We start from the raw sequence: 22,921 nt of genomic DNA, 5'->3' as shown, positions 1-22,921 counted from the left end.
GCGGTAGTTCAGTCGGTTAGAATACCGGCCTGTCACGCCGGGGGTCGCGGGTTCGAGTCCCGTCCGCTGCGCCATATCTGCATCAAGGCCCACTGAACGCCTTGAAGCACAAAGAAAGCCTCTGGCTACTTTGATCCGATAGCAAAGACCCTGGTCGAAAGACCGGGGTTTTTTGTGTCTGCGATTTTATTTTATGTGGGAGCGGGCTTGCTCGCGAAAGCGGTGGATCAGTCAATAAATCTGGTGACTGACACACTGCATTCGCGAGCAAGCCCGCTCCCACACAAGCCCGTTCCCACAGTTGGATTCGGTCAGAATCCCAGCTTATCCCGCAGCCCGTAATACCAGGCTCCCAGTGCTGCGAATGGTGTGCGTAACAGCTGTCCACCCGGGAATGGGTAGTGCGGCAGGTCGGCAAACGCGTCAAAGCGCTCTGCCTGGCCTCTCAGTGCCTCCGCCAATACCTTGCCCGCCAGGTGCGTGTACGTCACACCATGACCACTACAGCCCTGGGAGTAATAGATGTTGTCGCCCAGGCGACCTACTTGCGGTAAGCGCGACAGGGTTAGTAGGAAATTGCCGGTCCAGGCGTAGTCGATCTTTACATCCTTGAGCTGCGGGAACGCCTTGAGCATCTTCGGACGGATGATCGCTTCGATATTTGCCGGGTCGCGCGCGCCATACACCACGCCGCCGCCGAATATCAGGCGCTTGTCGCTGGTGAGGCGGTAGTAGTCGAGCAGGTAGTTGCAGTCTTCGACGCAGTAATCCTGTGGCAGCAACGTTTTTGCCAGTTCGTCCCCCAGTGGGGCTGTGGTGATGACTTGGGTGCCGCACGGCATCGACTTGGCCGCCAGCTCGGGCACCAGATTGCCCAGGTAGGCGTTGCCCGCGACAATGATGAACTTGGCCCTGACCTTGCCCTCGGCGGTGTGTACCACCGGATTGGCGCCGCGCTCAATGCGCAGTGCAGCGGATTGCTCATAGATCGTACCGCCCAGTGACTCCACGGCCGCGGCTTCACCCAATGCCAGGTTGAGCGGGTGGATGTGCCCGCCGCTCATGTCGAGCAGGCCGCCAACATAGTTGTCACAGGCCACCACCTCGCGGATGCGGCGCTCGTCCAGCAGTTCCAGCTGGGTGTGGCCATAGCGCTCCCACAGGCGCTTCTGCGACTCCAGGTGGCCCATGTGCTTGCTGTTGAGCGCGGCGAACACGCCGCCGTCTTTCAGGTCGCACTGGATCTGGTATTTGGCGACCCGCTCGCGAATGATCTTGCCGCCCTCAAACGCCATCTGCCCGAGCAACTGCGCCTGCTTGGGGCCGACACTGCGTTCGATCACGTCGATGTCGCGGCTATAGCTGTTGACGATCTGCCCGCCGTTGCGCCCAGACGCGCCAAACCCGACCTTGGCGGCTTCCAGCACCGTCACGCGAAAGCCGTTCTCCAGGAGAAACAACGCGCTGGACAGGCCGGTGTAACCGGCGCCAATCACGCATACATCGGTTTCGACGTCACCTTGCAGCACCGGGCGCGGCGGAACCGCGTTTGCGGACGCGGCGTAATACGACTGGGGGTAGGGGGTGTTCGCCATCCTGGAACCTCTGTTTTATATTTTTTACGAGTGCGCCGATCCTACCTGAGTTGAAAATTGCCTGCCAGCCACCCGAAAACCACGGGTCTACCCGGCGCAAATAAAAAATTCGCATATTCATAGGGTTAGCTGCAAAAAAGATGTTGACACCCCTCCGGAATTCCGTAGAATGCCGCCTCACAGCAGGCACGTAGCTCAGTTGGTTAGAGCACCACCTTGACATGGTGGGGGTCGTTGGTTCGAGTCCAATCGCGCCTACCAAACAAAATCCGCTCTGCTGGGCGGTCTAGAAGGGCTCACCGAAAGGTGGGCCCTTTTTTGTTGTCTTGATTTTTTGCGCGGCGTTACGCCTTGGCACGTCTCGCAAGATCCACCGCCGCAGTGATAGCCGCCCGAGCTTGCGGGCTGTTTTTCCGGCACGTCGAACCTAACGCTGCTTAGGCTTGCGCGAGGATGTCACCGACATCTGACGCCCCTGGTTCGGCCAGGGATTGGATGCCCATTTGCTCCAATCGGGCAGCCACAGTGGGACCTACGCCCTTGAGCGCAAGCAATAGGCATCTTTCTTCCGGTGAAAACGGCATCCGCAAAATCCTTTTTTCGGGTGTCGGGTATTTGGGCTTACTGATCAGTCAGCAAAAAAGCTGAGCCACCGATAGCAGGCAGATGATCTGTACAACCATCTGGCAGCGGATCTCACCATTCGTTGTCGCCATACCCATTTGTCCGGCGTACATAGTGAATTACCTCTTCGTCAGCAAAGCGAAGCAGCGAAATACGCTGTCGCTCCAATGAGTATAGGTCCTGCGCCGGATTCGTCACTGTTGTCGCGATCACGGGGGGCGGCCCTGGATCGGTCTTGAATTGCCGACAAAATTTATTGGTGTGCAGCAACAATTTTTCTTGTTGGACACCTCCCCATCCCAGACAGCAAAGTTGCCGCCACTGACGCTCGACCTTCCGGGTCAACAATAAAAAACCGAGCCGACTGCCCGCCACATTCTTGCTGCGAACCCTTTGTTCGCATCCTGCTGTAATGGCGCCGCAGCGCGCACATAAGGACTTCATCGTCATGCAAACTGTTGTGAACCTATGGCCGTTGATCGGCGTACTTGTCATCGTGGTTGGCTTTGTCTTGCGCTTCAATCCGCTGTTGGTGGTCACCGCTGCCGCCATCGCGACCGGGCTTGCTGCCCATTTTCCCTTGGAGAAAATCCTCGCCAGCATGGGTGAAGGTTTCCTTCAGACCCGCGCCCTGCAACTGATTCTTTTATTACCCCTGGCCGTGATTGGGCTGCTGGAACGCCACGGTTTGCGCCTGCATGCGCAGAACTGGATCGCACGGTTCGAACGTGCGACCGTCGGGCGCCTGTTGATCATCTATTTGTTTGTGCGCGAATCCACTGCAGCCATGGGGCTGACCAGTCTGGGCGGGCATCCACAGATGGTGCGGCCGCTGCTGGCGCCGATGGCGGAAGGTGCGGCGGAAAAACGCTACGGCAAACTGCCAGACAAGGTGCGCCACAAGGTGTTGGCCATGTGCGCGGCGACCGACAACGTTGGGCTGTTTTTCGGTGAAGACATCTTTGTCGCTTTTGGTGCCATCGCGCTGATGCACACCTTCCTGCTCGGCTCCGGAATCGATGTGGAGCCGCTGCATATTGCCGTGTGGGGCATCCCTACGGCGATCTGTGCCTTCATCATTCACGCGATCCGCCTGCACCGATTCGACCGCCGGCTCACCCGTGAGCTGACGCCGGTCGCTACCGCCGTGGAGGCCGCGCAATGATTATCTCCATTCAATACCTGTACTGGCTGGCCGGTGTGCTGTTGCTGATCACGGCGGGCATGATCGTGTTGGATCGCACCCATCCCAAGCGTTGGTCCAGCGCGTTGTTCTGGCTGCTGTTCGCCATTCCGTTCCTGGTCGGCGAGCGCTTGCCGTCGGTGGTTATCGGCGTCGGTGTGGTGGTGATGGCGTTGATCGCAGGCTTGGGCGGTGTCGGGCGAGGAGCCCATGCCGAACTGCATGACAAGGCTTCCCGTGCCAGCGCCGGTCGCCTGGGGCACAAGCTGTTTATCCCGGCACTGGCCATTCCGTTGACCACGGTAATTGGCTCGGTATTGCTCAAGCATACCGAGATCGGTGGTGTGCCGTTGCTGGACCCGAAAAACACCACCTTCGTGTCTCTCGGCATCGGCTGCCTGATCGCCCTTGGCCTGGCGTGCTGGCTGACCCGTGATACCCCGGTGCAAGCCTTGCGTGAATCCCGGCGCCTGACCGAAGCCCTGGGCTGGGCCATGGTGCTGCCGCAGATGCTGGCGATGCTTGGGCTGTTGTTCAATGAAGCGGGGGTCGGCACTGCTGTGGCTCACGTCACCACCACCTACATCAACCTGGATTTCAAGTTGGTGGCGGTGATGGTCTATGTGCTTGGCATGGCGTTGTTCACGGTGATCATGGGGAACGGCTTCGCCGCGTTTCCGGTGATGACCGGTGGTGTCGGCGTGCCGGTACTGGTTGGCATCTACGGCGGCAACCCTGCGGTGATGGCGGCCATCGGCATGTTCTCCGGTTACTGCGGCACGCTGATGACGCCCATGGCGGCCAACTTCAATATTGTGCCCGCCGCGCTGTTGGAGCTGCCGGACAAGAACGCGGTGATCAAGGCGCAGTTGCCGACTGCGTTGATGATGCTGGTGGTCAATATCGTCCTGCTTTATCTGTTGATGTGAGGCGAAGATGCGAACGCTACTGCTGACGGGGTTTGAGCCCTTTGATCAAGCCCCGGTGAACCCGTCCTGGGAGGCTGCGCGCCAGCTGGACGGGGTGCTGCTGGACGACGGTGTGCAGATTGTTGCGCGCCGCTTGCCTTGCGCATTTGCCACGGCGGGTGACTGCCTGGCCCAATTGATTGCCGAGCTGCAACCTGTGATGGTCATTGCGACTGGGCTGGGGCCTGGGCGCAGTGATATTTCCATCGAGCGGGTGGCGATCAACGTCAACGATGCGCGCATCCCCGATAACCTGGGCGCGCAGCCTATCGACACTGCTGTCGTGGTGGGCGGTCCGGCGGCGTACTTCAGTACGTTGCCGATCAAAGCGATGGTCAAGGCTGTGCGCGAGGCGGGGATTGCGGCGTCGGTTTCGCAGACGGCGGGGACGTTTGTGTGCAACCAGGTGTTTTATCTGTTGCAGCATGCACTGGTGGGGACAGGGATACGTAGCGGGTTTGTTCATGTGCCCAACCTGCCTGGTTCGGGCGAGCCGACGATGGCGCTGTCGACCCTGGTCGAGGGGTTGCGGGTCGCCGTGCTGGCTGCTTGGAAAACCTCGGTGGATGTCGTTGAGGTCGGCGGTCGGGTGAGTTGATGAGGTCTTGCTGATTCTGCGTGAGAAACCCTAGGCTCGACTACAGTTCAGGAACATTCCTGTTCTGGACGATTCGCCATGATCAAGTATCCCAAGTTCATGTCTGTGGTGTTGTCACTGGCCTTGTCTGCGGGTAGCGCTATTGCCTTGGCTGATCCGGGCAATGGCAAGGGCGGCGGTAATAACAAGGGGCATGACCAGGGCGGGCAGGGGCATGATAAATCCAAGGGCAAAGGTGCTCCGGATGCTCGCGGCCCCAGCATCGACCGCGGCGGAGTACTCAATGTGCTGGTGGGGCATCGGGACTACTGGAGTCCAGGCCCTGCATTGCCCCCCGGCATCCAGAAAAACCTGGCGCGCGGCAAGCCCTTGCCACCAGGGATCGCAAAAAAACTCGATGGTCGTTTAGCCGGCCAGCTCCCCCATTACGATGGGTATGAGTGGCGGCAAGCGGGCACCGATCTGATATTGGTAGCAATTGCTACGGGCGTCATCTATGAAATCCTCAATGGCGCGTTTGACGGACGCTGATGGCTAGCCGATTGGGCGTCCAGGCACCGACAGCGTTTACAAGCACCCAGGTGATCCGTAGATTGCAGCGGGCTGATTGTTTATTACCGCCCATGAGGAAATTACGCAGTGTCCATCCCCGTTGCCCAGCATTACCGCGCCTTTCTGTTCGATATGGATGGCACCCTGCTCAACTCCATCGCTGCCGCCGAGCGGGTGTGGAGCACTTGGGCGCAGCGTCATGGCCTGGACGTGGCGGCGTTCCTGGCCACCATTCATGGCGCCCGCGCCATTGACACCATCACGCGTCAGGCGCTGCCCGGGGTCGATCCTGAGGTTGAGGCGCAGTGGATTACCGAAGCCGAAATCAACGATGTCGAAGGCGTTGTCGCGATTCCTGGGGCCGTTGCATTCCTGAGTGATTTACCGGGCGATCAATGGGCGCTGGTGACGTCTGCCCCGCGGGCACTGGCGTTGCGTCGCCTGCAGGCTGCGGGTATTACGCCGCCCGCCGTGTTGGTGACGGCCGAAGATGTGGCCAGCGGCAAGCCGGACCCAGCCTGTTATGTGCTCGGTGCGCAGCGGCTTGGGGTGTCGGTTGAGGACTGCCTGGTATTCGAGGATGCGGCCGTAGGTATTCGAGCCGGGGAAGCGGCGGGTGCGGATGTGATGGTCGTGACGTCGACGCATCTCGAGCCGATGGTGACCAAGCACCCTTCGATAGATGGATATGAACAATTGCAGGCTAGGCGCAACGCTGAAGGTTTGCTCTACGTGCACGGCAGGGTTTTGTAGCCGCCGACGCTCAGGTAGGCGTGGTTCATCAGCTCGCCGTTTTCCGGTGCGCGCGATGAGCTGCGCGCCTGCACAGCTTTCGCTGGACGATCACCTGGATCGGCTTGAGGCAAAACACGAACAGGTAGGTGCACAGGAATAGCCCGAGGTCGAGCCATGAGCTCACTTCGTTACCGAAAGTGCGTTCCGCTTCCAATTTGAGGGCATATTCCATCCCGAGGAAGGCAAGCGCAATCAGCAAGGTTATTGTCCAGGCGCGGGTGGAAATGTGTTGCGTAGAGGTAAGCCTCATCGACGTGCTCCTGAGTGCACTCTGATGGCCGGGGGAAACTCAGGAGGTTCGGCTATGAATCGGCGGACAAGTTCCAAACTTCGATACAGTTTCATCTTTCGCAGGCAATAAACCGGCAGGGCATTCGCGACTCGCGAAAAGTGCGAGCAGGCCCAAGGGGTTTTCGCCAGCCGTTACAGTAAACGAAAGGGCTGGCTACTGAGGGCGCGTCAAGGCGTCTGGTTTTTGTCCGGAGCAGTCAGGCCGGCCTGGATGCGCTGGTAAATCTCTTCGCGATGCACGGCAACATCCTTCGGAGCGTTGATGCCGATTCGTACTTGCTGGCCGCTAACGCCCAGGATGGTGATCGTGATGTCATCACCGATGTTTATGCTTTCACCGACTTTGCGGGTGAGTATAAGCATGGACTTCTCCTTGATTACTTTTAAGGACACATGTTTCAGACAGGGCAGGTGTCGGATGTGTGTAGCTTACTGCTAAGCGCTTCCCTGTGACTGCCTCTTTTAGGACGCATAGAGGCGACATTAATTCCCATGGCGGCATCATACAGGTCTGCGATACATGATTCGCATTGTTTAAGCCAACGTTTATGACGGCCAGAATAGACAGTGAATGATAAAGTTGCCTCTTTATCCTTAAAGGAGCAGGGCAGTGCGTAAAGTAGCGATGGCAATTGCGGTGTTGGCGTTGGCCGGTTGCGGTGAAGGCAAAAGCGTCGATGCCCCCAAGGCCAAGCCTGCCGTGACTGAAAGCCAGCCACAGACCGGTACGATTGCCGCCCAGGAATGGGATGTGCGCGTAGGCCCGCCCGACCACAAGTTGCAGGCCATTACAGACCTGACCGCGTGGTTGCTGGAACATGGTTTCAATTTTTATATCGTGAAGGTCGACGGCAAGGACGAAGTACTGCTGGGGCCATTTGCAACCAAGGCCGAAGCCGAGGCCAAGCAAGCGCTGCTCAACGAGAAGATGGCCCGCGCCAAGAAAACCGACACCGAGTCGCAGGTCATCGAGCACAAGGCGGCGCAGTAACAGACGGCTTGGGCGGCAATCCCGCCCACGTTCAACCGCAGGCTTTCAGGTTTACCGGGCCGACGAATTCATTGCCGCGTCCCATCACGCACGCTACGGTCTGGTTGCGTTGACGCTCCCAGGGTTGCACTGGGTAGGTCTTGTTCCAGGCTTCATACAGTTGGCGATCCTGTTTCGACAGGCGCAAACCGTATTGTTTGCTCATATAGAAGTAAGTCCGCGCAATCATCCCGCGAACCGACGGACGTGGCATGACCTTCTTGGCCTTGAAGTCCACTTGGGTCAGGCATGAGCCGTACTGCCCGCGTTGTACTGGCAGCCAGCCAAAACTGAAGTTGTTGCGGTCGCCATTCACCTCGCCAATGCTTGGCACCAGGTTGTGCAGGTCGGCTTCGGCGCGCTTGAACACGTCATCATGACGCGTACAGTTCTTGCGCCCGCCGTTCTGCCAGCACTGACGCTGATGCCCGATCTGCCAGGCCGGAACGATGTGCTCCCATTCGATACGTGCGGCACGGCTGGCGCTCTTGCGGGGGATGTAACCGCAGGCTTTCAGGTCCACACGGTTGCCGGTGTATTTGCAGCCGCAATAGAACTCGGTGGATTGCGGGGCGTAGAGTTTCCAGGCGACTTTCTTGGCTTCGCTGAACGTTCGCGGTGCTTGCGCCTGGGCGCTAATGGCAAAAAACAGGCAACACACAGCAATAAAACGGGCACTCATTGAATCAATCTTCCTTCGGCACAACCCAGAAAATCTGCACACCACCATCATCCCGGTAGGCGAGGGTGACGTTATCGTTCTCTGCGATTTCCTCGAGCAGGCGCTGCCACTCGTCTTCCGGCTCATCCGGTAGGCGGAAGATCAAGGCTGCCTTCGCTTTCTGGGCATTGGTCGAATTGATGATCTTTTGCACACGCGTCGCCAGGCGTGTGTAGGCATTAGGTGGAGTTGACGCTGCGGAAGAAGACTTTGCCACGGAAGATTCCTTGATAAGCTGTACGTGCGTACAGTATTTAACTGTGCGCAATTTCGCAACTGCTTAAAACTCAGGAAGCCTGATTGACGTCGATAAAGGTGGTTTGGCGCAGGGGTCATTGCGGGGGGAGGCAGGGGCGGTAAACCACCCCTGCCGGTCAATCACCAGGAATCAATATTCCCAGAACATCCGTTGCAGCTCTTTGCTGTCCTGGGTCTTGGTCAGGGCGATCATCGCGAGGATGCGGGCTTTTTGCGGGTTCAGGTCATGGGCGACTACCCAGTCGTATTTGTCGTCAGGTTGTTCGGCATTGCGCAGAACGAAACCGCCGGCATTCACGTGGGAAGAACGAATGATCTGTACGCCTTGTTTGCGCAGTTCCTGCAGGGCAGGGACAACCTTGGATGACACCGAGCCATTGCCGGTGCCGGCGTGGATGATGGCTTTGGCGCCAGCCTGGGCCAGCGCCTTGTAGGCGGTGTCGCTCACGTTGCCGTAGCCATAGGCGATTTCAACGTCGGGCAGGCTCTTGATGTTCTTGATGTCAAATTCCGAATCCATGGTGTGGCGCTTGGCTGGCAGGCGGAACCAGTAGGATTTGCCTTCAACCACCATGCCCAGCGGGCCCCATGGGCTCTTGAAGGCTTCGGTCTTGATATTGATCATCTTGCTCACGTCGCGACCCGACTGGATCTCGTCGTTCATGGTCACCAGCACGCCTTTGCCGCGTGCTTCTTTGCTGCCGGCAACGGCCACGGCGTTGTACAGGTTGAGCATGCCGTCCGCCGACATGGCGGTGCCTGGGCGCATCGAGCCGACCACAATGATCGGCTTGTCGGTTTTTTCCACAAGGTTCAGAAAGTAGGCGGTCTCTTCGAGGGTGTCGGTACCGTGGGTGATCACGATACCGTCCACATCCTTGCTATCGGCCAATTCGGCAACACGGCGGCCCAGTTGCAGCAGGTTGTCGTTGTTGATGCTCTCGGACGCAATCTGCATCACTTGTTCGCCACGCACATTGGCGACTTGGCTAAGCTCAGGAACACCGGCGATCAGTTGTTCGATACCGACCTTGGCTGCCTGGTACGTGGCACTGTTGGCCGCGCTGGCGCCAGCGCCGGCGATGGTGCCGCCGGTGGCGAGGATCACCACGTTGGACAGTTTGGTCTTGGTTTCAGCTTCCTTTGCCTGGGCGGCAACGGGGAACAGCAGCAGTAGGGCCAACGCGCCCGGAACAATGTTCTTCAATGCAGATTTCATTATTTTTCTCTCTGGTTTGTGATGAGTGCTGGTGCAGGTTCATCTAGAGCGCTCGGGCGGTTCTGAACGCCGCGAGGTTCAGGGGAACAGCAGGATCTGTACCAGCCTGGACAAGTTTGTGTTCATAAAATAAAGCGTTGATTTTTAAGGGTTTGGTTTGAATTTTTAAGCGACTCGGACGATCTGCTGTCCGGCTTTCCGAACAGCTGGACGTTATCGCGTTCGGTTGTCCGAAAAAATGATCGGATCTTCCCTGGGCGTGTATGACTTAAGCCCAAAGGCCTGTCGTTTTAGAGAACGACCGAGCGCTGGCGATGTTTAAGGACGTGGCGTGAAGGTGGGGGGGTCAGAGGGCCAGGATGAAAGGCTGCGGGATACCGTTGACAAATCTCGACAAGGTTCTCATAGTTTCAATAACGCAAACGTTTGCGAGATGTTTCCATGCAGGCGTTGCTCACAATAATCATAAGATCGGAGTGAACCCATGAAGCTGCCATTCGCTGGACGTCTTCTTGCTGTCGCTGTGCTGGCTGCCGCATCCGCCGCCTTACCTCTTTCCTCTGCATTTGCCGATGACGCCGCCGCCAAACCCAAGGTCGGCCTGGTCATGAAATCACTCGCCAACGAATTCTTTGTCACCATGCAAGACGGTGCCAAGACATATCAGAAAGAACACGCCGCCGATTTCGACATGATCACCAACGGGATCAAGAACGAAACCGATACCAGCGCGCAGATCGATATCGTCAACCAGATGATCCTCGCCAAGGTGAATGCGATCGTGATCGCCCCTGCCGACTCCAAGGCACTGGTCACTGTGCTGAAGAAAGCCTCGGATGCCGGTATCAAGGTCGTCAATATCGATAACCGCCTTGATCCGGACGTGCTCAAAAGCAAGCACCTCGACATCCCGTTTGTAGGCCCCGACAACCGCAAAGGCTCCAAGCTGGTGGGGGACTACCTGGCCAAGCATCTGGCAGCGGGTGACAAGGTCGGCATCATTGAAGGTGTGCCGACCACCACCAACGCCCAGCAGCGCACCGCGGGCTTCAAGGATGCTATGGACGCGGCCGGCATGAAGATCGTTTCTACCCAATCCGGTAACTGGGAAATCGATCAGGGCAACAAGATCGCCGCCGCGATGCTCAGCGAAACGCCAGACCTCAAGGCCTTGTTGGCCGGTAACGACAACATGGCCCTGGGCGCGGTCTCCGCTGTTCGCGCAGCCGGCAAGGCTGGCAAAGTACTGGTCGTAGGCTACGACAACATCGAAGCCATCAAGCCGATGCTGCAAGACGGCCGCGTCCTGGCGACCGCCGACCAGGCTGCTGCCCAGCAAGCCGTGTTCGGCATCCAGAACGCACTCAAGCTGGTCAAGGGTGAAAAGGTCGATGCCAAAGACGGCGTGATCGAAACCCCGGTCGAACTCGTCATCAAGCAGTAATCCTGGCAGCACCCAACAGCGCCCGTTCGTCCTGGACGGGCGCCTGGAGATTTTCCTATGTCATCTTCCGCCCCGAACGCTGTCCTCTCGGTCAGCGGTATCGGTAAGACCTATGCCCAGCCGGTTCTGTCCGACATCACCCTGACGCTCAATCGCGGAGAAGTACTGGCGCTGACCGGAGAAAACGGCGCAGGCAAAAGCACCTTGTCGAAGATTATCGGCGGGTTGGTCACGCCGACCACCGGGCATATGCAATTCAATGGTCAGGACTACCGTCCGGGCAGTCGTACCCAGGCTGAAGGGCTGGGGGTGCGCATGGTCATGCAGGAACTCAATCTGCTGCCGACGCTGACCGTCGCCGAAAACCTGTTTCTGGATAACCTGCCCAGCCACTGTGGCTGGATCAGCCGCAAGCAACTGCGCAAGGCCGCGATTGAGGCCATGGCCCAGGTCGGCCTGGACGCGATCGACCCGGACACCCTGGTCGGCAGCCTGGGTATCGGCCATCAACAAATGGTCGAGATCGCGCGCAACCTCATCGGCGACTGCCACGTGCTGATCCTCGATGAACCGACGGCCATGCTGACCGCCCGTGAAGTCGAGATGCTGTTCGAGCAAATCACCCGCCTGCAGGCTCGGGGCGTGGCGATCATTTATATTTCGCATCGGCTGGAAGAGCTCGCCCGTGTCGCCCAGCGCATTGCGGTGCTGCGTGACGGCAAGCTGGTGTGCGTCGAGCCAATGGCCAACTACAACAGCGAGCAATTGGTGACCTTGATGGTCGGTCGCGAGCTGGGCGAGCACATCGACCTGGGCCCGCGCACCATCGGCGATCCGGCCCTGACGGTAAAAGGCCTGACTCGCTCGGACAAGGTTCGCGACGTGTCCTTTGAAGTGCGCGCAGGCGAGATCTACGGCATCTCCGGCCTGATCGGCGCCGGTCGTACCGAGCTGTTGCGCCTGATCTTCGGTGCCGACCTGGCCGACAGCGGCACCGTGGCGCTCGGCTCGCCAGCCCGGGTAGTGAGCATTCGTTCGCCGGTGGACGCAGTGGACCATGGCATTGCGCTGATCACCGAGGACCGTAAGGGTGAAGGCCTGCTGCTGACCCAGTCCATCAGCGCCAACATAGCCTTGGGCAACATGCCGGAAATTTCCGGCGGTGGGGTAGTCAACAGCCGCAACGAAACGGCCTTGGCCAAGCGCCAGATCGATGCCATGCGCATCCGCAGTTCCAGTCCGGCGCAGTTGGTCTCTGAACTGTCCGGCGGAAACCAGCAGAAGGTGGTGATTGGCCGCTGGCTGGAGCGCGACTGCTCGGTGATGCTGTTCGATGAGCCGACCCGTGGCATCGACGTAGGTGCCAAATTCGACATTTATGCCTTGCTTGGTGAACTGACGCGCCAAGGCAAAGCGCTGGTGGTGGTGTCCAGCGACCTGCGCGAACTCATGCTGATCTGCGATCGCATCGGGGTGTTGTCCGCCGGGCGCTTGATCGAGACCTTCGAGCGCGACAGCTGGACCCAGGACGAATTGCTTGCCGCCGCCTTTGCCGGCTATCAGAAACGTGACGCGCTGCTGAACGACGCAGCGCTTAGGGATACCCCATGAAAACCACAATTTCCCCGGGCAAAACCGGCGGCAACTTCTACGGCCTGGGTACTTACCTGGGGCTGGCTGGCGCGTTGCTGGCAATGATTGCGCTGTTCTCGGTACTCAGCGATCACTTCCTGTCCTACGACACCTTCAGTACCCTGGCCAACCAGATCCCGGACCTCATGGTGCTGGCAGTCGGCATGACTTTCATCCTGATCATCGGCGGCATCGATTTGTCGGTGGGCTCGGTGTTGGCATTGGCGGCGTCGGCGGTCAGCGTGGCGATCCTTGGCTGGGGCTGGAGCGTCTTCCCCGCCGCCATACTCGGTATGGGCTGCGCCGCACTGGCGGGCACCATCACCGGTTCGATCACCGTGGCCTGGCGTATTCCGTCGTTTATCGTGTCCCTTGGCGTGCTGGAAATGGCCCGTGGCGTGGCGTACCAAATGACCGGTTCGCGTACCGCCTACATCGGCGACTCGTTTGCCTGGCTGTCCAACCCAGTGGCCTTTGGCATTTCACCGTCGTTCATCATTGCGCTGCTGGTAATTATCGTCGCCCAACTGGTGTTGACCCGTACGGTGTTTGGTCGTTACCTGATCGGTATCGGCACCAACGAAGAAGCGGTGCGCCTGGCCGGGATCAATCCCAAGCCCTACAAAATCCTGGTGTTCAGCCTCATGGGCCTGTTGGCCGGTGTGGCGGCGCTGTTCCAGATATCGCGTCTGGAAGCGGCGGACCCGAATGCTGGTTCTGGCCTTGAACTGCAAGTGATTGCGGCGGTGGTTATCGGTGGCACCAGCCTGATGGGCGGTCGCGGTTCGGTAATCAGTACCTTTTTTGGTGTGTTGATTATTTCGGTACTGGCCGCCGGTTTGGCGCAGATCGGTGCTACGGAGCCGACCAAGCGCATCATCACCGGTGCCGTGATCGTGATTGCGGTGGTCCTGGATACCTACCGCAGCCAGCGCGCCAGTCGGCGGGGCTGACCCATGGCAACGATCAAGGATGTGGCCGCGCTTGCAGGTATTTCCTACACCACGGTGTCCCATGTGGTGAACAAGACGCGCCCGGTCAGTGAGCCGGTGCGCATCAAGGTGGAAGCGGCGATCAAGCAACTCGACTACGTGCCTAGCGCCGTTGCGCGTTCGCTCAAGGCCAAGACCACTGCCACCATCGGCCTGCTGGTGCCCAACAGTCTCAACCCGTATTTCGCGGAGTTGGCCAGGGGCATCGAGGATTACTGCGAGCGTAACGGCTATTGCGTGATCCTGTGCAATTCCGACGACAACGCGGAAAAACAGCGTAACTATTTACGGGTGTTGCTGGAAAAGCGCATCGACGGCCTGATCGTGACGTCGGTGGGCGGCGACGACAGCGGCCTGGCCGCTGGCTTGAGCGCAGTACGCACGCCTATGGTGATTGTCGACCGGGCGCTGGACGGCATTGATGTCGATCTGGTGCGCATCGATCACGAACAGGGCGCTTACCTGGCGACTCGGCACCTGCTTGAGTTGGGTCATCGGGACATCGCCTGCATCGGCGGCCCTGCGCACACCCGCGTCGCGCAGATGCGCCTGGCAGGCTACCACCGCGCGTTGCGTGAGGCAGGCGTGGACGTGGCGCCCGACCGTACCCAGGAAAGTGATTTCACCAGCACCGGTGGTTATGCCGCTGCCGTGCAATTGCTGGCGCAAAACCCGCCCAGCGCGATTTTCGCCAGCAACGATATGATCGGTTTCGGCGTGTTGCGTGCAGCTGCCGAGCGTAATATCCGTGTGCCGGGCGAGCTGTCGGTGATCGGTTTCGATGACATTCAAATGGGCCGCTACGTGTACCCGGCGCTGACCACGGTCGGGCAGTCGATCGTGCAACTGGGCGAGACGGCGGCCGAGCTTTTATTGCGACGAATTGCAACACCCCAACTGCCGATCGATCAACGCATCGTGACGCCGAGCATTGTGTTGCGCGAGTCCACGGCGTCCGTCGCCGGTGTGTTTGCCCAATACCGCTGAACCGAATTGATGAGTACTGATGTATGTCCGCAAACGTAGTGGTAATAGGCAGCTTGAACATGGACTTGGTCACCCGGGCCAGCCGGCTGCCCCGTGCCGGTGAAACCTTGATCGGCCAGACATTCTCCACAGTGCCCGGCGGCAAGGGCGCCAACCAGGCGGTGGCGTCGGCGCGGCTGGGCGCGCAGGTGGCGATGGTTGGTTGTGTCGGCAGCGATGCCTACGGCAGCGAGTTGCGTGATGCGTTGCTGGTCGAAGGCATCGATTGCCAGGCCGTCAGTACCGTGGACGGCTCCAGCGGCGTGGCGTTGATCGTGGTGGATGACAGCAGCCAGAACGCCATCGTGATCGTCGCCGGCAGCAACGGCGCGCTGACACCCGACTCATTGCAGGCGTTTGACGCTGTGCTGCAGGCGGCCGACGTGATCGTCTGCCAGCTGGAGGTGCCGATGGACACGGTCGGGCGTGCCCTGCAGCGTGGCCGTGAGCTGGGCAAGACCGTGATCCTCAACCCGGCGCCGGCCAGCGGCCCGCTGCCTGCCGAATGGTACGCCTCGATCGATTACCTGATCCCGAATGAAAGCGAAGCCACGGCGTTGAGCGGCGTGACGGTCGACTCCCTCGACAGTGCCAAGCTGGCCGCTACGCATTTGATCAAGGCGGGTGCCGGTAAAGTCATCATCACTCTGGGTGCCCAAGGTGCGTTGTTCGCCGACGGCCAGGGGTTTGAGCATTTGCTCGCGCCTAAGGTCAGGGCGGTGGATACCACGGCGGCCGGCGATACCTTTGTCGGTGGTTTTGCCGCCGCGCTGGCCAACGGCAAAAGCGAAGCCCAAGCCATCCGTTTCGGCCAGGTTGCCGCCGCGCTGTCGGTGACCCGTGCCGGTGCGCAACCCTCCATTCCCACGCTGCGCGACGTACAAGGTTTTGTACCCTTATGAAAAAGACGCCACTGCTTAATATCGCCTTGTCGCGCGTGATCGCCTCCCTGGGCCATGGCGACATTCTGGTCATCGGTGATGCGGGGTTGCCCGTGCCGCCGGGTGTCGAGTTGATCGACCTCGCGTTGACCCAGGGCATTCCTGATTTCATCAGCACGTTGCGTGTGGTGCTCAGTGAAATGCAGGTGGAAAGTCATGTGTTGGCGCAAGAAATCCTGCTCAAGCAACCGCCGGCGCTGGCGGATCTCAATACGCTCAATGGGCAGGCGGCGCTCGGTGAGCGGCGTCTGCTCAGCCATGAAGCGTTCAAGCAGCTCAGCCGTCAGGCGCGTGCCGTGGTGCGTACCGGCGAGTGCCAGCCGTATTGCAATATCGCGCTGGTGTCCGGCGTAACGTTCTAGCGTGTCCCAACAACAAGGAGTGTTTTATGCAACGTGGTCTTCCAACCCTGAGAAATCTGTTTCGGAGTGTTCTGCTCTTGTCCGCACTCACTGCAGCAAGCGCCCAAGCGGCGGAAAAGATCGACCTGATCATTGATACCGATCCCGGCGCCGACGATGTGGTGGCCTTGCTGTTCGCATTGGCTTCCCCGGAGGAATTGCAGATCCGTGCGCTGACCACCGTCGCCGGCAACGTGCGCCTGGACAAGACCTCACGCAATGCGCGCCTGGCCCGCGAGTGGGCAGGGCGCGAGGACGTTCCGGTCTATGCCGGTGCGCCGAAGCCGCTGCTGCGCACGCCGATCTATGCCGAGAACATCCATGGCAAGGAAGGTATCTCCGGGGTCACCGTGCACGAGCCGAAAAAAGGCCTGGCTGAAGGCAACGCCGTTGATTACCTGATCAAGACCCTGAGCACCGCCAAGCCCCACAGCATCACCATCGCCATGCTCGGCCCGCAGACCAACCTGGCACTGGCACTGACCCAGGCCCCGGAAATCACCCAGGGCATCAAGGAAGTGGTGGTGATGGGCGGCGCGCACTTCAACGGCGGCAATATCACGCCGGTGGCCGAATTCAACCTGTTTGCCGACCCGGCAGCAGCGGAGATTGTGCTCAAAAGTGGCGTGAAGTTGACCTACCTGCCGCTGGACGTGACCCACAAGGTGCTTACCAGTGAAGCGCGCCTGAAGAAGATTGCCGACCTGAACAGCAATGCGAGCAAGATCGTCAGCAATATTCTCAACGAGTACGTCAAAGGTGACATGGAGCATTACGGCATCCCGGGTGGCCCAGTGCATGACGCCACGGTCATTGCCTATCTGCTCAAGCCTTCGTTGTTCAGTGGTCGTCAGGCCAACATGGTGGTGGACAGCCGCGAAGGTCCGACTTTCGGCCAGACCATCGTCGATTGGTACGATGGCCTGAAGCAGGAAAAGAATGTGTTCTGGGTTGAAAACGGTGATGCCCAGGGCTTCTTTGATCTGCTGACCGAGCGCCTGGCGCGCCTGAAATAACGCTTTCGGCGGTGTTGCTTACTCGCGCTCGGGGTCGTGTGCCCCCTTGTGATCGGCTGGGTATTTTTCGAATACCTGGCCGATGAACGCCTGCGCCGCCTGGGTGCCCAGCTCCTTGACCAAAAGGTCGATGCCGATGATTGCCAATTCTTCCGGGCTTCCGGGGCTATAGGAGCTCTGTCCCAGGGGCCACTTGGCTTTGATGTCGGCTTGGAGCGTTACGGTGGTCATGGAAATCTCACGGGGCTGAAGTGCGGGGCGGCGCGCTGGAACGCGGCTTTTACGCGGGCAGTTAAGCATTTTGCGCCGCGTTTGGCACTGCTACTTAGGCATGAGGCAAGCGCTGTGCGACACTGCTCTCCTGTTTAATTGCCGGGGAACACCGCGTGCAGATCGATTTGAACAACCCCGAGAACCTGACACTGGCCGCTGTGCGCCAGTTGATTGCGAGTGCCAGTGACGACGAGCACACGCAGTTGCGGGTGACCAAGGCCGGTATTGCCTACATCTCCTCCGGCAGAGCCGTAGGTGGTGTGGAGATTGATGGTCTGTTGTTTCGCCTGGAGACCTGGGCCAAGGGGTCCGGATATGTCGGCAACGTGGCGGCCAGCGACGAGGTCTGGGTCACGCAGATTTTCAACGCCCTCAAGCAGAATTGGCCGAAGCCGCCGTTTGACTACATCGACATATACTGACTGCGTTCATATTTGGTGACGATTGACCTGGCGAATACCGCTTGAGAGTCAGGCAGACTTGCCCACCGGCGGTTTACGTCTTGAAACCAATCCGCCTCACAGCTGTCGCACGATCTCTGTCCATTTTTTTACATAGGAGGCTTCATGCCTTGGAAGCTCGCATCATTCGGTACTTTGTTGGCAGCACTCGCATTGGCGGGTTGCAGCACCCCGGGTGCCTCTGAGCCAGCCAAAGACGCCGCCGTGACCGATGCAGGTCATAGCCGCTGTGAGTCGAAGGCCGCCGAGTTCGCGATCGGCCAGAAAGCGTCTCCCCAGTTGCTGGAGCAGGCCCGTGCCCGCGCTGGTGCGCAGAACGCCCGGATTCTCAAGCCCAATGACATGATCACCCTGGAATACCGCTCCGACCGCCTGAACCTGAACACCGATGACAACCTGGTGATCACGCGCGTCAATTGTGGCTGATTGCTTCCAGCTTTTTGCAGCGCTCATAAAAAACCCCGTCACATGGACGGGGTTTTTTTAGCTCAGCGGAGAATTACTCGCCGCGAACCTGTGCAGCTTGCATACCCTTTTGGCCTTTCTCAGCCACGAAGGAAACGGTTTGGCCTTCTTTCAGGCTTTTGAAACCGTCGCTTTCGATAGCTTTGAAGTGTACGAACAGGTCGTCACCGCCACCTTGAGGAGTGATGAAGCCGAAGCCTTTTTCATCGTTGAACCATTTAACGGTGCCGGTTTGGCGATTAGACATGGTGTATCTCCAAGAAACATATATTTTCAGTAGTACTGTGCTGCTCAGGCCAACTGGGCACACTGGGCTATCATAGTCGAAATGTTCGGCTTGGGAGCCCCCCCAAGGCATTGTTTGCTAATCAATAGCGTTGCGTTTAGTGCTTTTTTCGACTGAAAGCCCCGATCTACGGGGCTTTCAGCCGAAATGTCAGCTGGTAAAAAAAGCCGTAAAAGCTGCGTAATTTGTATGAAATGGCTGTTTTTGGGCTGTTTTTTCGGCAAGACGACCGTCTGATCAGTGGTCGTTCTTACTTTTTCTTCACGACTTTGCAGGACGAAATCGCCGAGACCGCTTTGTTTTTGAGCTCGGGCTTGGCATCCGGGTTGCTCATCAACTCTTTGATTTCTGCCGTGGTCAATTCGGCATTGATCTTGTCGGCGCCGCATTCGCAATGGTCTTTGGCAGTTTTAGCGTCTACGTTCTGGCTGGCTGCAGCGCTGCAGTCTTTGACGAAGCTGTCGCGGGCGCCGGCCGGCCAGTTCGACGGGGCGGCTGCCTGTGCGCCAAGTGACAGGAGACTCAGGGAGGCGGCGAGAGCGAGGGTCGAGGTAAAACGCATCATGGGATGCTCCTTTGGGTCGGGGACAAACGGCAATTCTCAGGGGATTGGAGGTGGTGCGTACAGCTCAAGTTCCGTTTTGCAGCTATAAAGCCTGGAATTTGTCTTTACCAGGCATGGCGTCGGCGCGATGACCGTTCATCTGTGCTAGCATCGGTGCCCTGGCTATTTCCAGGTGTGCCATTTGCCGCCTTGCCATGTTCTTTTTAGCTCACTCCAGTCACTCTGGTTCGATTATCGGTTGGCCGAAAGGCTCCTGCCGCTGTAAGGCAGGCGTTCATCACTGAACGGCCTGGTATTGGATCTTGTACTGGCTCATCCCAACCCACGTGACCTTTGGTAGGGGTCACCACTAGGAGAGGAGGCGCCATGCCAACTATTACTCTTCCCGACGGCAGTCAACGTTCATTCGATCATGCGGTTTCCGTAGCCGAGGTCGCCGCATCCATCGGTGCCGGCCTGGCCAAGGCCACCGTCGCCGGCAAAGTCGACGGCAAGCTGGTTGATGCCAGCGACCTGATCACCAGCGACGCCAGCCTGCAAATCATCACGCCCAAGGACCAAGAGGGGCTGGAGATCATTCGCCACTCTTGCGCGCACCTGATTGGCCACGCGGTCAAGCAGCTGTACCCGACGGCGAAAATGGTAATCGGCCCGGTCATCGACGAAGGCTTCTATTACGACATCGCCTATGAGCGTCCTTTCACTCCGGACGACCTGGCCGCTATCGAACAGCGCATGCATCAGCTGATCGAAAAAGATTACGACGTGATCAAGAAAGTCACGCCGCGCGCCGAAGTGATCGACGTGTTCACCGCCCGTGGCGAAGACTACAAGCTGCGTCTGGTGGAAGACATGCCGGACGAGCAGGCCATGGGCCTGTACTACCACGAAGAATACGTCGACATGTGCCGTGGCCCGCACGTGCCGAACACGCGTTTCCTCAAGTCGTTCAAGCTGACCAAGCTGTCCGGCGCCTACTGGCGTGGCGACGCGAAGAACGAGCAGCTGCAGCGGATCTACGGCACCGCCTGGGCTGACAAGAAGCAGCTGGCCGCTTACATCCAGCGCATCGAAGAAGCCGAAAAGCGTGACCATCGCAAGATCGGCAAGCGCCTGAACCTGTTCCACCTCCAGGAAGAGGCGCCGGGCATGGTGTTCTGGCACCCGAACGGCTGGACCCTGTATCAGGTGCTCGAGCAGTACATGCGCAAGGTGCAGCGCGACAATGGCTACCTGGAGATCAAGACTCCCCAGGTCGTTGACCGCAGCCTCTGGGAGAAATCCGGGCACTGGGCCAACTACGCCGACAATATGTTCACCACTCAGTCGGAAAACCGCGATTACGCCATCAAGCCAATGAACTGCCCTTGCCACGTGCAGGTGTTCAACCAGGGCCTGAAGAGCTACCGCGAGTTGCCGATGCGCCTGGCCGAGTTCGGTGCCTGCCACCGTAATGAGCCATCGGGTGCGCTGCACGGCATCATGCGCGTGCGTGGTTTTACTCAGGACGACGCCCACATTTTCTGCACCGAAGAGCAGATGCAGGCTGAATCCGCTGCGTTCATCAAGCTGACCATGGACGTTTACCGCGATTTCGGCTTTACCGAAGTCGAGATGAAGCTGTCCACTCGTCCGGAAAAACGCGTCGGTTCAGACGAGTTGTGGGATCGCGCCGAATCCGCACTGGCCGCAGCGCTAGACAGTGCGGGCCTTGCGTACGATCTGCAGCCTGGCGAGGGGGCCTTCTACGGTCCTAAGATCGAGTTCTCGCTGAAAGATTGTCTTGGTCGTGTCTGGCAATGTGGTACTTTGCAGCTCGATTTTAACCTGCCGATCCGTCTGGGAGCCGAATACGTCTCCGAAGACAACAGCCGTAAACACCCGGTTATGTTGCACCGGGCGATCCTCGGCTCGTTCGAGCGGTTCGTCGGGATCCTGATCGAGCACTACGAGGGTGCATTCCCTGCGTGGCTGGCGCCGACCCAGGCAGTGATCATGAATATCACTGATAAACAGGCAGATTTTGCCGCTGAAGTTGAAAAAACTCTCAACGAAAGCGGATTTCGTGCCAAGTCCGACTTGAGAAATGAAAAGATCGGCTTTAAAATCCGCGAGCATACTTTGCTCAAGGTTCCCTATCTTTTGGTTATCGGAGATCGGGAAGTCGAGATGCAGACTGTCGCTGTGCGTACTCGTGAAGGTGCTGACCTGGGCTCGATGCCCGTCGCCCAGTTCGCTGAGTTCCTCGCGCAAGCGGTTTCCCGGCGTGGTCGCCCAGATTCGGAGTAATTATTATTAAGCGTGAAATGAGACAAGATAAACGAGCTGCACCGAAAGCCCCGATCAACGAGAATATCTCGGCACGCGAGGTTCGGTTAATTGGCGCTGACGGCGAGCAGATTGGCATCGTCTCGATTGATGAAGCGCTTCGTATCGCTGAAGAGTCCAAATTGGACCTGGTGGAAATCTCCGCCGACGCAGTCCCGCCTGTTTGCCGGGTGATGGACTACGGCAAATCGATCTTCGAAAAGAAGAAGCAGATTGCTGCGGCGAAGAAGAACCAGAAGCAGATTCAAGTAAAAGAAATCAAGTTTCGTCCAGGGACGGAGGAAGGGGATTACCAGGTAAAACTGCGCAACCTGGTACGTTTCCTGAGTGATGGGGACAGGGCCAAGGTATCCTTGCGATTCCGCGGCCGTGAGATGGCCCACCAGGAGCTGGGTATGGAACTCCTCAAGCGGGTTGAAGCTGACCTGCTCGAGTACGGTTCCGTCGAACAGCATCCTAAGATGGAAGGACGCCAGCTGATCATGGTCATCGCCCCGAAAAAGAAGAAGTAATCAACAGGGCACGGCAGGCCTTCTGATTATGTTTATCAACTGAATGCGGAGTATCCGAACATGCCAAAGATGAAGACTAAAAGTGGTGCTGCTAAGCGGTTTCTGAAAACTGCTAACGGTATCAAGCACAAGCACGCTTTCAAGAGCCACATCCTGACCAAAATGTCGACCAAGCGTAAGCGTCAACTGCGCGGTAGCAGCTTGCTGCATCCGTCTGACGTGGCAAAAGTCGAGCGCATGCTGCGCCTTCGTTAATTTTTGGATCAAGAATAGAGGAAGTAACTCATGGCTCGTGTAAAGCGTGGCGTCATTGCCCGTAAACGTCACAAAAAAATTCTGAAACTTGCTAAAGGCTACTACGGCGCGCGTTCACGCGTATTCCGTGTTGCCAAGCAAGCGGTAATCAAGGCAGGCCAATACGCTTACCGTGACCGTCGTCAGAAAAAACGTCAGTTCCGCGCTCTGTGGATCGCTCGTATCAACGCTGGTGCACGTGTTAACGGTCTGTCCTACAGCCGTTTCATCGCTGGCCTGAAAAAAGCTTCCATCGAGATCGACCGTAAGGTTCTGGCCGAACTGGCAGTGAACGAAAAAGCGGTGTTTGCTGCGATTGTCGAGAAAGCTAAAGCCACTCTGGCTTAAGTACCCCCGACAATCACCCTGGGCTGCTCCTGTAGCCCAAGGTGGTAAACGTCTTAAATAGGGGAAGAGCCTTCAAGCTCTTCCCCTATTTTGTATCTGGAGT

The 22,921-nt window shown here is 58.4% G+C and carries 29 protein-coding genes, 1 tRNA gene and 1 pseudogene; 20 read left to right on the top strand and 11 right to left on the bottom strand.

What is annotated here, in order from left to right:
- Positions 1-311: 311 nt before the first annotated feature.
- On the bottom strand, positions 312-1,595 hold the full coding sequence (locus OPU96_RS22715) for an NAD(P)/FAD-dependent oxidoreductase (protein WP_192296831.1): 1,284 nt from the start codon (positions 1,593-1,595) through the stop codon (positions 312-314).
- A gap of 184 nt (positions 1,596-1,779) precedes the next feature.
- Between OPU96_RS22715 and OPU96_RS22710 the strand changes: the two genes are divergently transcribed.
- Positions 1,780-1,856: transfer RNA gene (locus OPU96_RS22710), tRNA-Val, on the top strand.
- Between the two features lie 83 nt (positions 1,857-1,939).
- On the opposite strand, the pseudogene OPU96_RS22705 reads toward OPU96_RS22710, so the two are convergent.
- Positions 1,940-2,179 (bottom strand): annotated as a pseudogene (locus OPU96_RS22705) (helix-hairpin-helix domain-containing protein).
- 112 nt (positions 2,180-2,291) lie between these two features.
- On the bottom strand, positions 2,292-2,669 hold the full coding sequence (locus OPU96_RS22700; protein ID WP_192297247.1) for a hypothetical protein: 378 nt from the start codon (positions 2,667-2,669) through the stop codon (positions 2,292-2,294).
- Here OPU96_RS22700 and OPU96_RS22695 point away from each other — a divergent pair.
- From OPU96_RS22695 to OPU96_RS22675, 5 genes are all read left to right on the top strand, one after another.
- Positions 2,668-3,384 carry a DUF969 domain-containing protein gene (locus OPU96_RS22695; protein ID WP_192296830.1) on the top strand — a complete coding sequence of 239 codons (717 nt, stop codon included), beginning with the start codon at positions 2,668-2,670 and terminating at the stop codon, positions 3,382-3,384. The two genes, OPU96_RS22700 and OPU96_RS22695, sit on opposite strands and share 2 nt — an antisense overlap.
- Positions 3,381-4,331: a DUF979 domain-containing protein gene (locus tag OPU96_RS22690; RefSeq protein WP_192296829.1), complete on the top strand. Its 951-nt coding sequence runs from the start codon at positions 3,381-3,383 to the stop codon at positions 4,329-4,331. Before OPU96_RS22695 ends, OPU96_RS22690 begins: the two co-directional genes overlap by 4 nt.
- Before the next feature lie 7 nt (positions 4,332-4,338).
- The gene (gene pcp / locus OPU96_RS22685) at positions 4,339-4,968 is read left to right on the top strand and encodes a pyroglutamyl-peptidase I (RefSeq protein ID WP_498559724.1); all 630 of its coding nucleotides are present in this window, start codon (positions 4,339-4,341) and stop codon (positions 4,966-4,968) included.
- A gap of 78 nt (positions 4,969-5,046) precedes the next feature.
- Positions 5,047-5,499, top strand: coding sequence for an anti-virulence regulator CigR family protein (locus OPU96_RS22680; RefSeq protein ID WP_498559723.1), 453 nt, complete (start codon positions 5,047-5,049; stop codon positions 5,497-5,499).
- 108 nt (positions 5,500-5,607) lie between these two features.
- Complete coding sequence (locus OPU96_RS22675; RefSeq protein ID WP_226455119.1) at positions 5,608-6,273, top strand: HAD-IA family hydrolase; 666 nt, start codon at positions 5,608-5,610, stop codon at positions 6,271-6,273.
- 28 nt (positions 6,274-6,301) lie between these two features.
- Here the strand turns inward: OPU96_RS22675 and OPU96_RS22670 are convergent, their stop codons facing one another.
- Both OPU96_RS22670 and csrA read right to left on the bottom strand, forming a co-directional pair.
- The gene (locus OPU96_RS22670) at positions 6,302-6,565 is read right to left on the bottom strand and encodes a hypothetical protein (protein ID WP_192296825.1); all 264 of its coding nucleotides are present in this window, start codon (positions 6,563-6,565) and stop codon (positions 6,302-6,304) included.
- A 209-nt stretch (positions 6,566-6,774) separates the two neighbouring features.
- Positions 6,775-6,969 (bottom strand): carbon storage regulator CsrA, encoded by a 195-nt coding sequence (gene csrA / locus OPU96_RS22665; protein ID WP_003192511.1) that lies wholly within the window; start codon positions 6,967-6,969, stop codon positions 6,775-6,777.
- A 262-nt stretch (positions 6,970-7,231) separates the two neighbouring features.
- On the opposite strand from csrA, the gene OPU96_RS22660 reads away from it, so the two are divergent.
- A complete protein-coding gene (locus tag OPU96_RS22660; RefSeq protein ID WP_226455223.1) occupies positions 7,232-7,597 on the top strand; it encodes an SPOR domain-containing protein in 366 nt (121 codons plus the stop codon).
- Between the two features lie 31 nt (positions 7,598-7,628).
- On the opposite strand, the gene OPU96_RS22655 is transcribed toward OPU96_RS22660, so the two are convergent.
- From OPU96_RS22655 to OPU96_RS22645, 3 genes are all read right to left on the bottom strand, one after another.
- Positions 7,629-8,318 (bottom strand): endonuclease, encoded by a 690-nt coding sequence (locus OPU96_RS22655; protein ID WP_192296824.1) that lies wholly within the window; start codon positions 8,316-8,318, stop codon positions 7,629-7,631.
- Between the two features lie 4 nt (positions 8,319-8,322).
- On the bottom strand, positions 8,323-8,574 hold the full coding sequence (locus tag OPU96_RS22650) for a DUF1654 domain-containing protein (RefSeq protein ID WP_498559722.1): 252 nt from the start codon (positions 8,572-8,574) through the stop codon (positions 8,323-8,325).
- Between the two features lie 171 nt (positions 8,575-8,745).
- Positions 8,746-9,834: an asparaginase gene (locus OPU96_RS22645; RefSeq protein WP_498559721.1), complete on the bottom strand. Its 1,089-nt coding sequence runs from the start codon at positions 9,832-9,834 to the stop codon at positions 8,746-8,748.
- Positions 9,835-10,318: 484 nt separating this feature from the next.
- Here OPU96_RS22645 and OPU96_RS22640 point away from each other — a divergent pair, with 484 nt between their 5' ends.
- The 7 genes from OPU96_RS22640 to OPU96_RS22610 are packed head-to-tail and all read left to right on the top strand — an operon-like array spanning position 10,319 to position 17,286.
- Complete coding sequence (locus tag OPU96_RS22640) at positions 10,319-11,278, top strand: sugar ABC transporter substrate-binding protein (RefSeq protein ID WP_226455121.1); 960 nt, start codon at positions 10,319-10,321, stop codon at positions 11,276-11,278.
- Between the two features lie 57 nt (positions 11,279-11,335).
- The gene (locus OPU96_RS22635) at positions 11,336-12,889 is read left to right on the top strand and encodes a sugar ABC transporter ATP-binding protein (protein ID WP_226455122.1); all 1,554 of its coding nucleotides are present in this window, start codon (positions 11,336-11,338) and stop codon (positions 12,887-12,889) included.
- Positions 12,886-13,863, top strand: a complete 978-nt coding sequence (locus OPU96_RS22630) for an ABC transporter permease (RefSeq protein ID WP_226455123.1) — start codon at positions 12,886-12,888, stop codon at positions 13,861-13,863. Before OPU96_RS22635 ends, OPU96_RS22630 begins: the two co-directional genes overlap by 4 nt.
- 3 nt (positions 13,864-13,866) lie before the next feature.
- Entirely contained in the window at positions 13,867-14,889 is a 1,023-nt protein-coding gene (locus OPU96_RS22625) for a LacI family DNA-binding transcriptional regulator (RefSeq protein WP_498559720.1), read from the top strand.
- A gap of 23 nt (positions 14,890-14,912) precedes the next feature.
- Positions 14,913-15,830, top strand: a complete 918-nt coding sequence (rbsK, locus tag OPU96_RS22620) for a ribokinase (RefSeq protein ID WP_498559719.1) — start codon at positions 14,913-14,915, stop codon at positions 15,828-15,830.
- Entirely contained in the window at positions 15,827-16,231 is a 405-nt protein-coding gene (gene rbsD, locus OPU96_RS22615; protein WP_192296816.1) for a D-ribose pyranase, read from the top strand. Before rbsK ends, rbsD begins: the two co-directional genes overlap by 4 nt.
- A gap of 26 nt (positions 16,232-16,257) precedes the next feature.
- Positions 16,258-17,286, top strand: a complete 1,029-nt coding sequence (locus OPU96_RS22610; protein WP_498559718.1) for a nucleoside hydrolase — start codon at positions 16,258-16,260, stop codon at positions 17,284-17,286.
- Between the two features lie 18 nt (positions 17,287-17,304).
- Here OPU96_RS22610 and OPU96_RS22605 read toward each other — a convergent pair whose 3' ends face one another.
- The gene (locus tag OPU96_RS22605; protein ID WP_192296814.1) at positions 17,305-17,517 is read right to left on the bottom strand and encodes a hypothetical protein; all 213 of its coding nucleotides are present in this window, start codon (positions 17,515-17,517) and stop codon (positions 17,305-17,307) included.
- A gap of 155 nt (positions 17,518-17,672) precedes the next feature.
- Between OPU96_RS22605 and OPU96_RS22600 the strand changes: the two genes are divergently transcribed.
- Positions 17,673-17,981 (top strand): hypothetical protein, encoded by a 309-nt coding sequence (locus tag OPU96_RS22600; protein WP_192296813.1) that lies wholly within the window; start codon positions 17,673-17,675, stop codon positions 17,979-17,981.
- 144 nt (positions 17,982-18,125) lie between these two features.
- A complete protein-coding gene (locus tag OPU96_RS22595; RefSeq protein WP_192296812.1) occupies positions 18,126-18,446 on the top strand; it encodes an I78 family peptidase inhibitor in 321 nt (106 codons plus the stop codon).
- 73 nt (positions 18,447-18,519) lie between these two features.
- Here OPU96_RS22595 and OPU96_RS22590 read toward each other — a convergent pair whose 3' ends face one another.
- Both OPU96_RS22590 and OPU96_RS22585 read right to left on the bottom strand, forming a co-directional pair.
- Positions 18,520-18,732, bottom strand: a complete 213-nt coding sequence (locus OPU96_RS22590) for a cold-shock protein (RefSeq protein ID WP_003234260.1) — start codon at positions 18,730-18,732, stop codon at positions 18,520-18,522.
- A gap of 289 nt (positions 18,733-19,021) precedes the next feature.
- The gene (locus OPU96_RS22585; RefSeq protein ID WP_192296811.1) at positions 19,022-19,336 is read right to left on the bottom strand and encodes a hypothetical protein; all 315 of its coding nucleotides are present in this window, start codon (positions 19,334-19,336) and stop codon (positions 19,022-19,024) included.
- A 366-nt stretch (positions 19,337-19,702) separates the two neighbouring features.
- On the opposite strand from OPU96_RS22585, the gene thrS reads away from it, so the two are divergent.
- From thrS to rplT, 4 genes are read left to right on the top strand one after another with little or no spacing between them, the layout of a single operon-like run.
- Entirely contained in the window at positions 19,703-21,625 is a 1,923-nt protein-coding gene (gene thrS / locus OPU96_RS22580; protein WP_192296810.1) for a threonine--tRNA ligase, read from the top strand.
- Complete coding sequence (gene infC / locus OPU96_RS22575; RefSeq protein WP_169850653.1) at positions 21,625-22,176, top strand: translation initiation factor IF-3; 552 nt, start codon at positions 21,625-21,627, stop codon at positions 22,174-22,176. The genes thrS and infC overlap by 1 nt, the downstream gene beginning before the upstream one ends.
- A gap of 60 nt (positions 22,177-22,236) precedes the next feature.
- Positions 22,237-22,431 (top strand): 50S ribosomal protein L35, encoded by a 195-nt coding sequence (rpmI, locus tag OPU96_RS22570; protein ID WP_002553160.1) that lies wholly within the window; start codon positions 22,237-22,239, stop codon positions 22,429-22,431.
- A gap of 30 nt (positions 22,432-22,461) precedes the next feature.
- Positions 22,462-22,818: a 50S ribosomal protein L20 gene (gene rplT, locus OPU96_RS22565; protein WP_003174975.1), complete on the top strand. Its 357-nt coding sequence runs from the start codon at positions 22,462-22,464 to the stop codon at positions 22,816-22,818.
- The last annotated feature ends 103 nt before the right edge of the window (positions 22,819-22,921 follow it).

The organism is Pseudomonas sp. RP-B7 (assembly GCF_059803535.1).
This window is presented reverse-complemented; position numbering and strand designations above follow the sequence as displayed.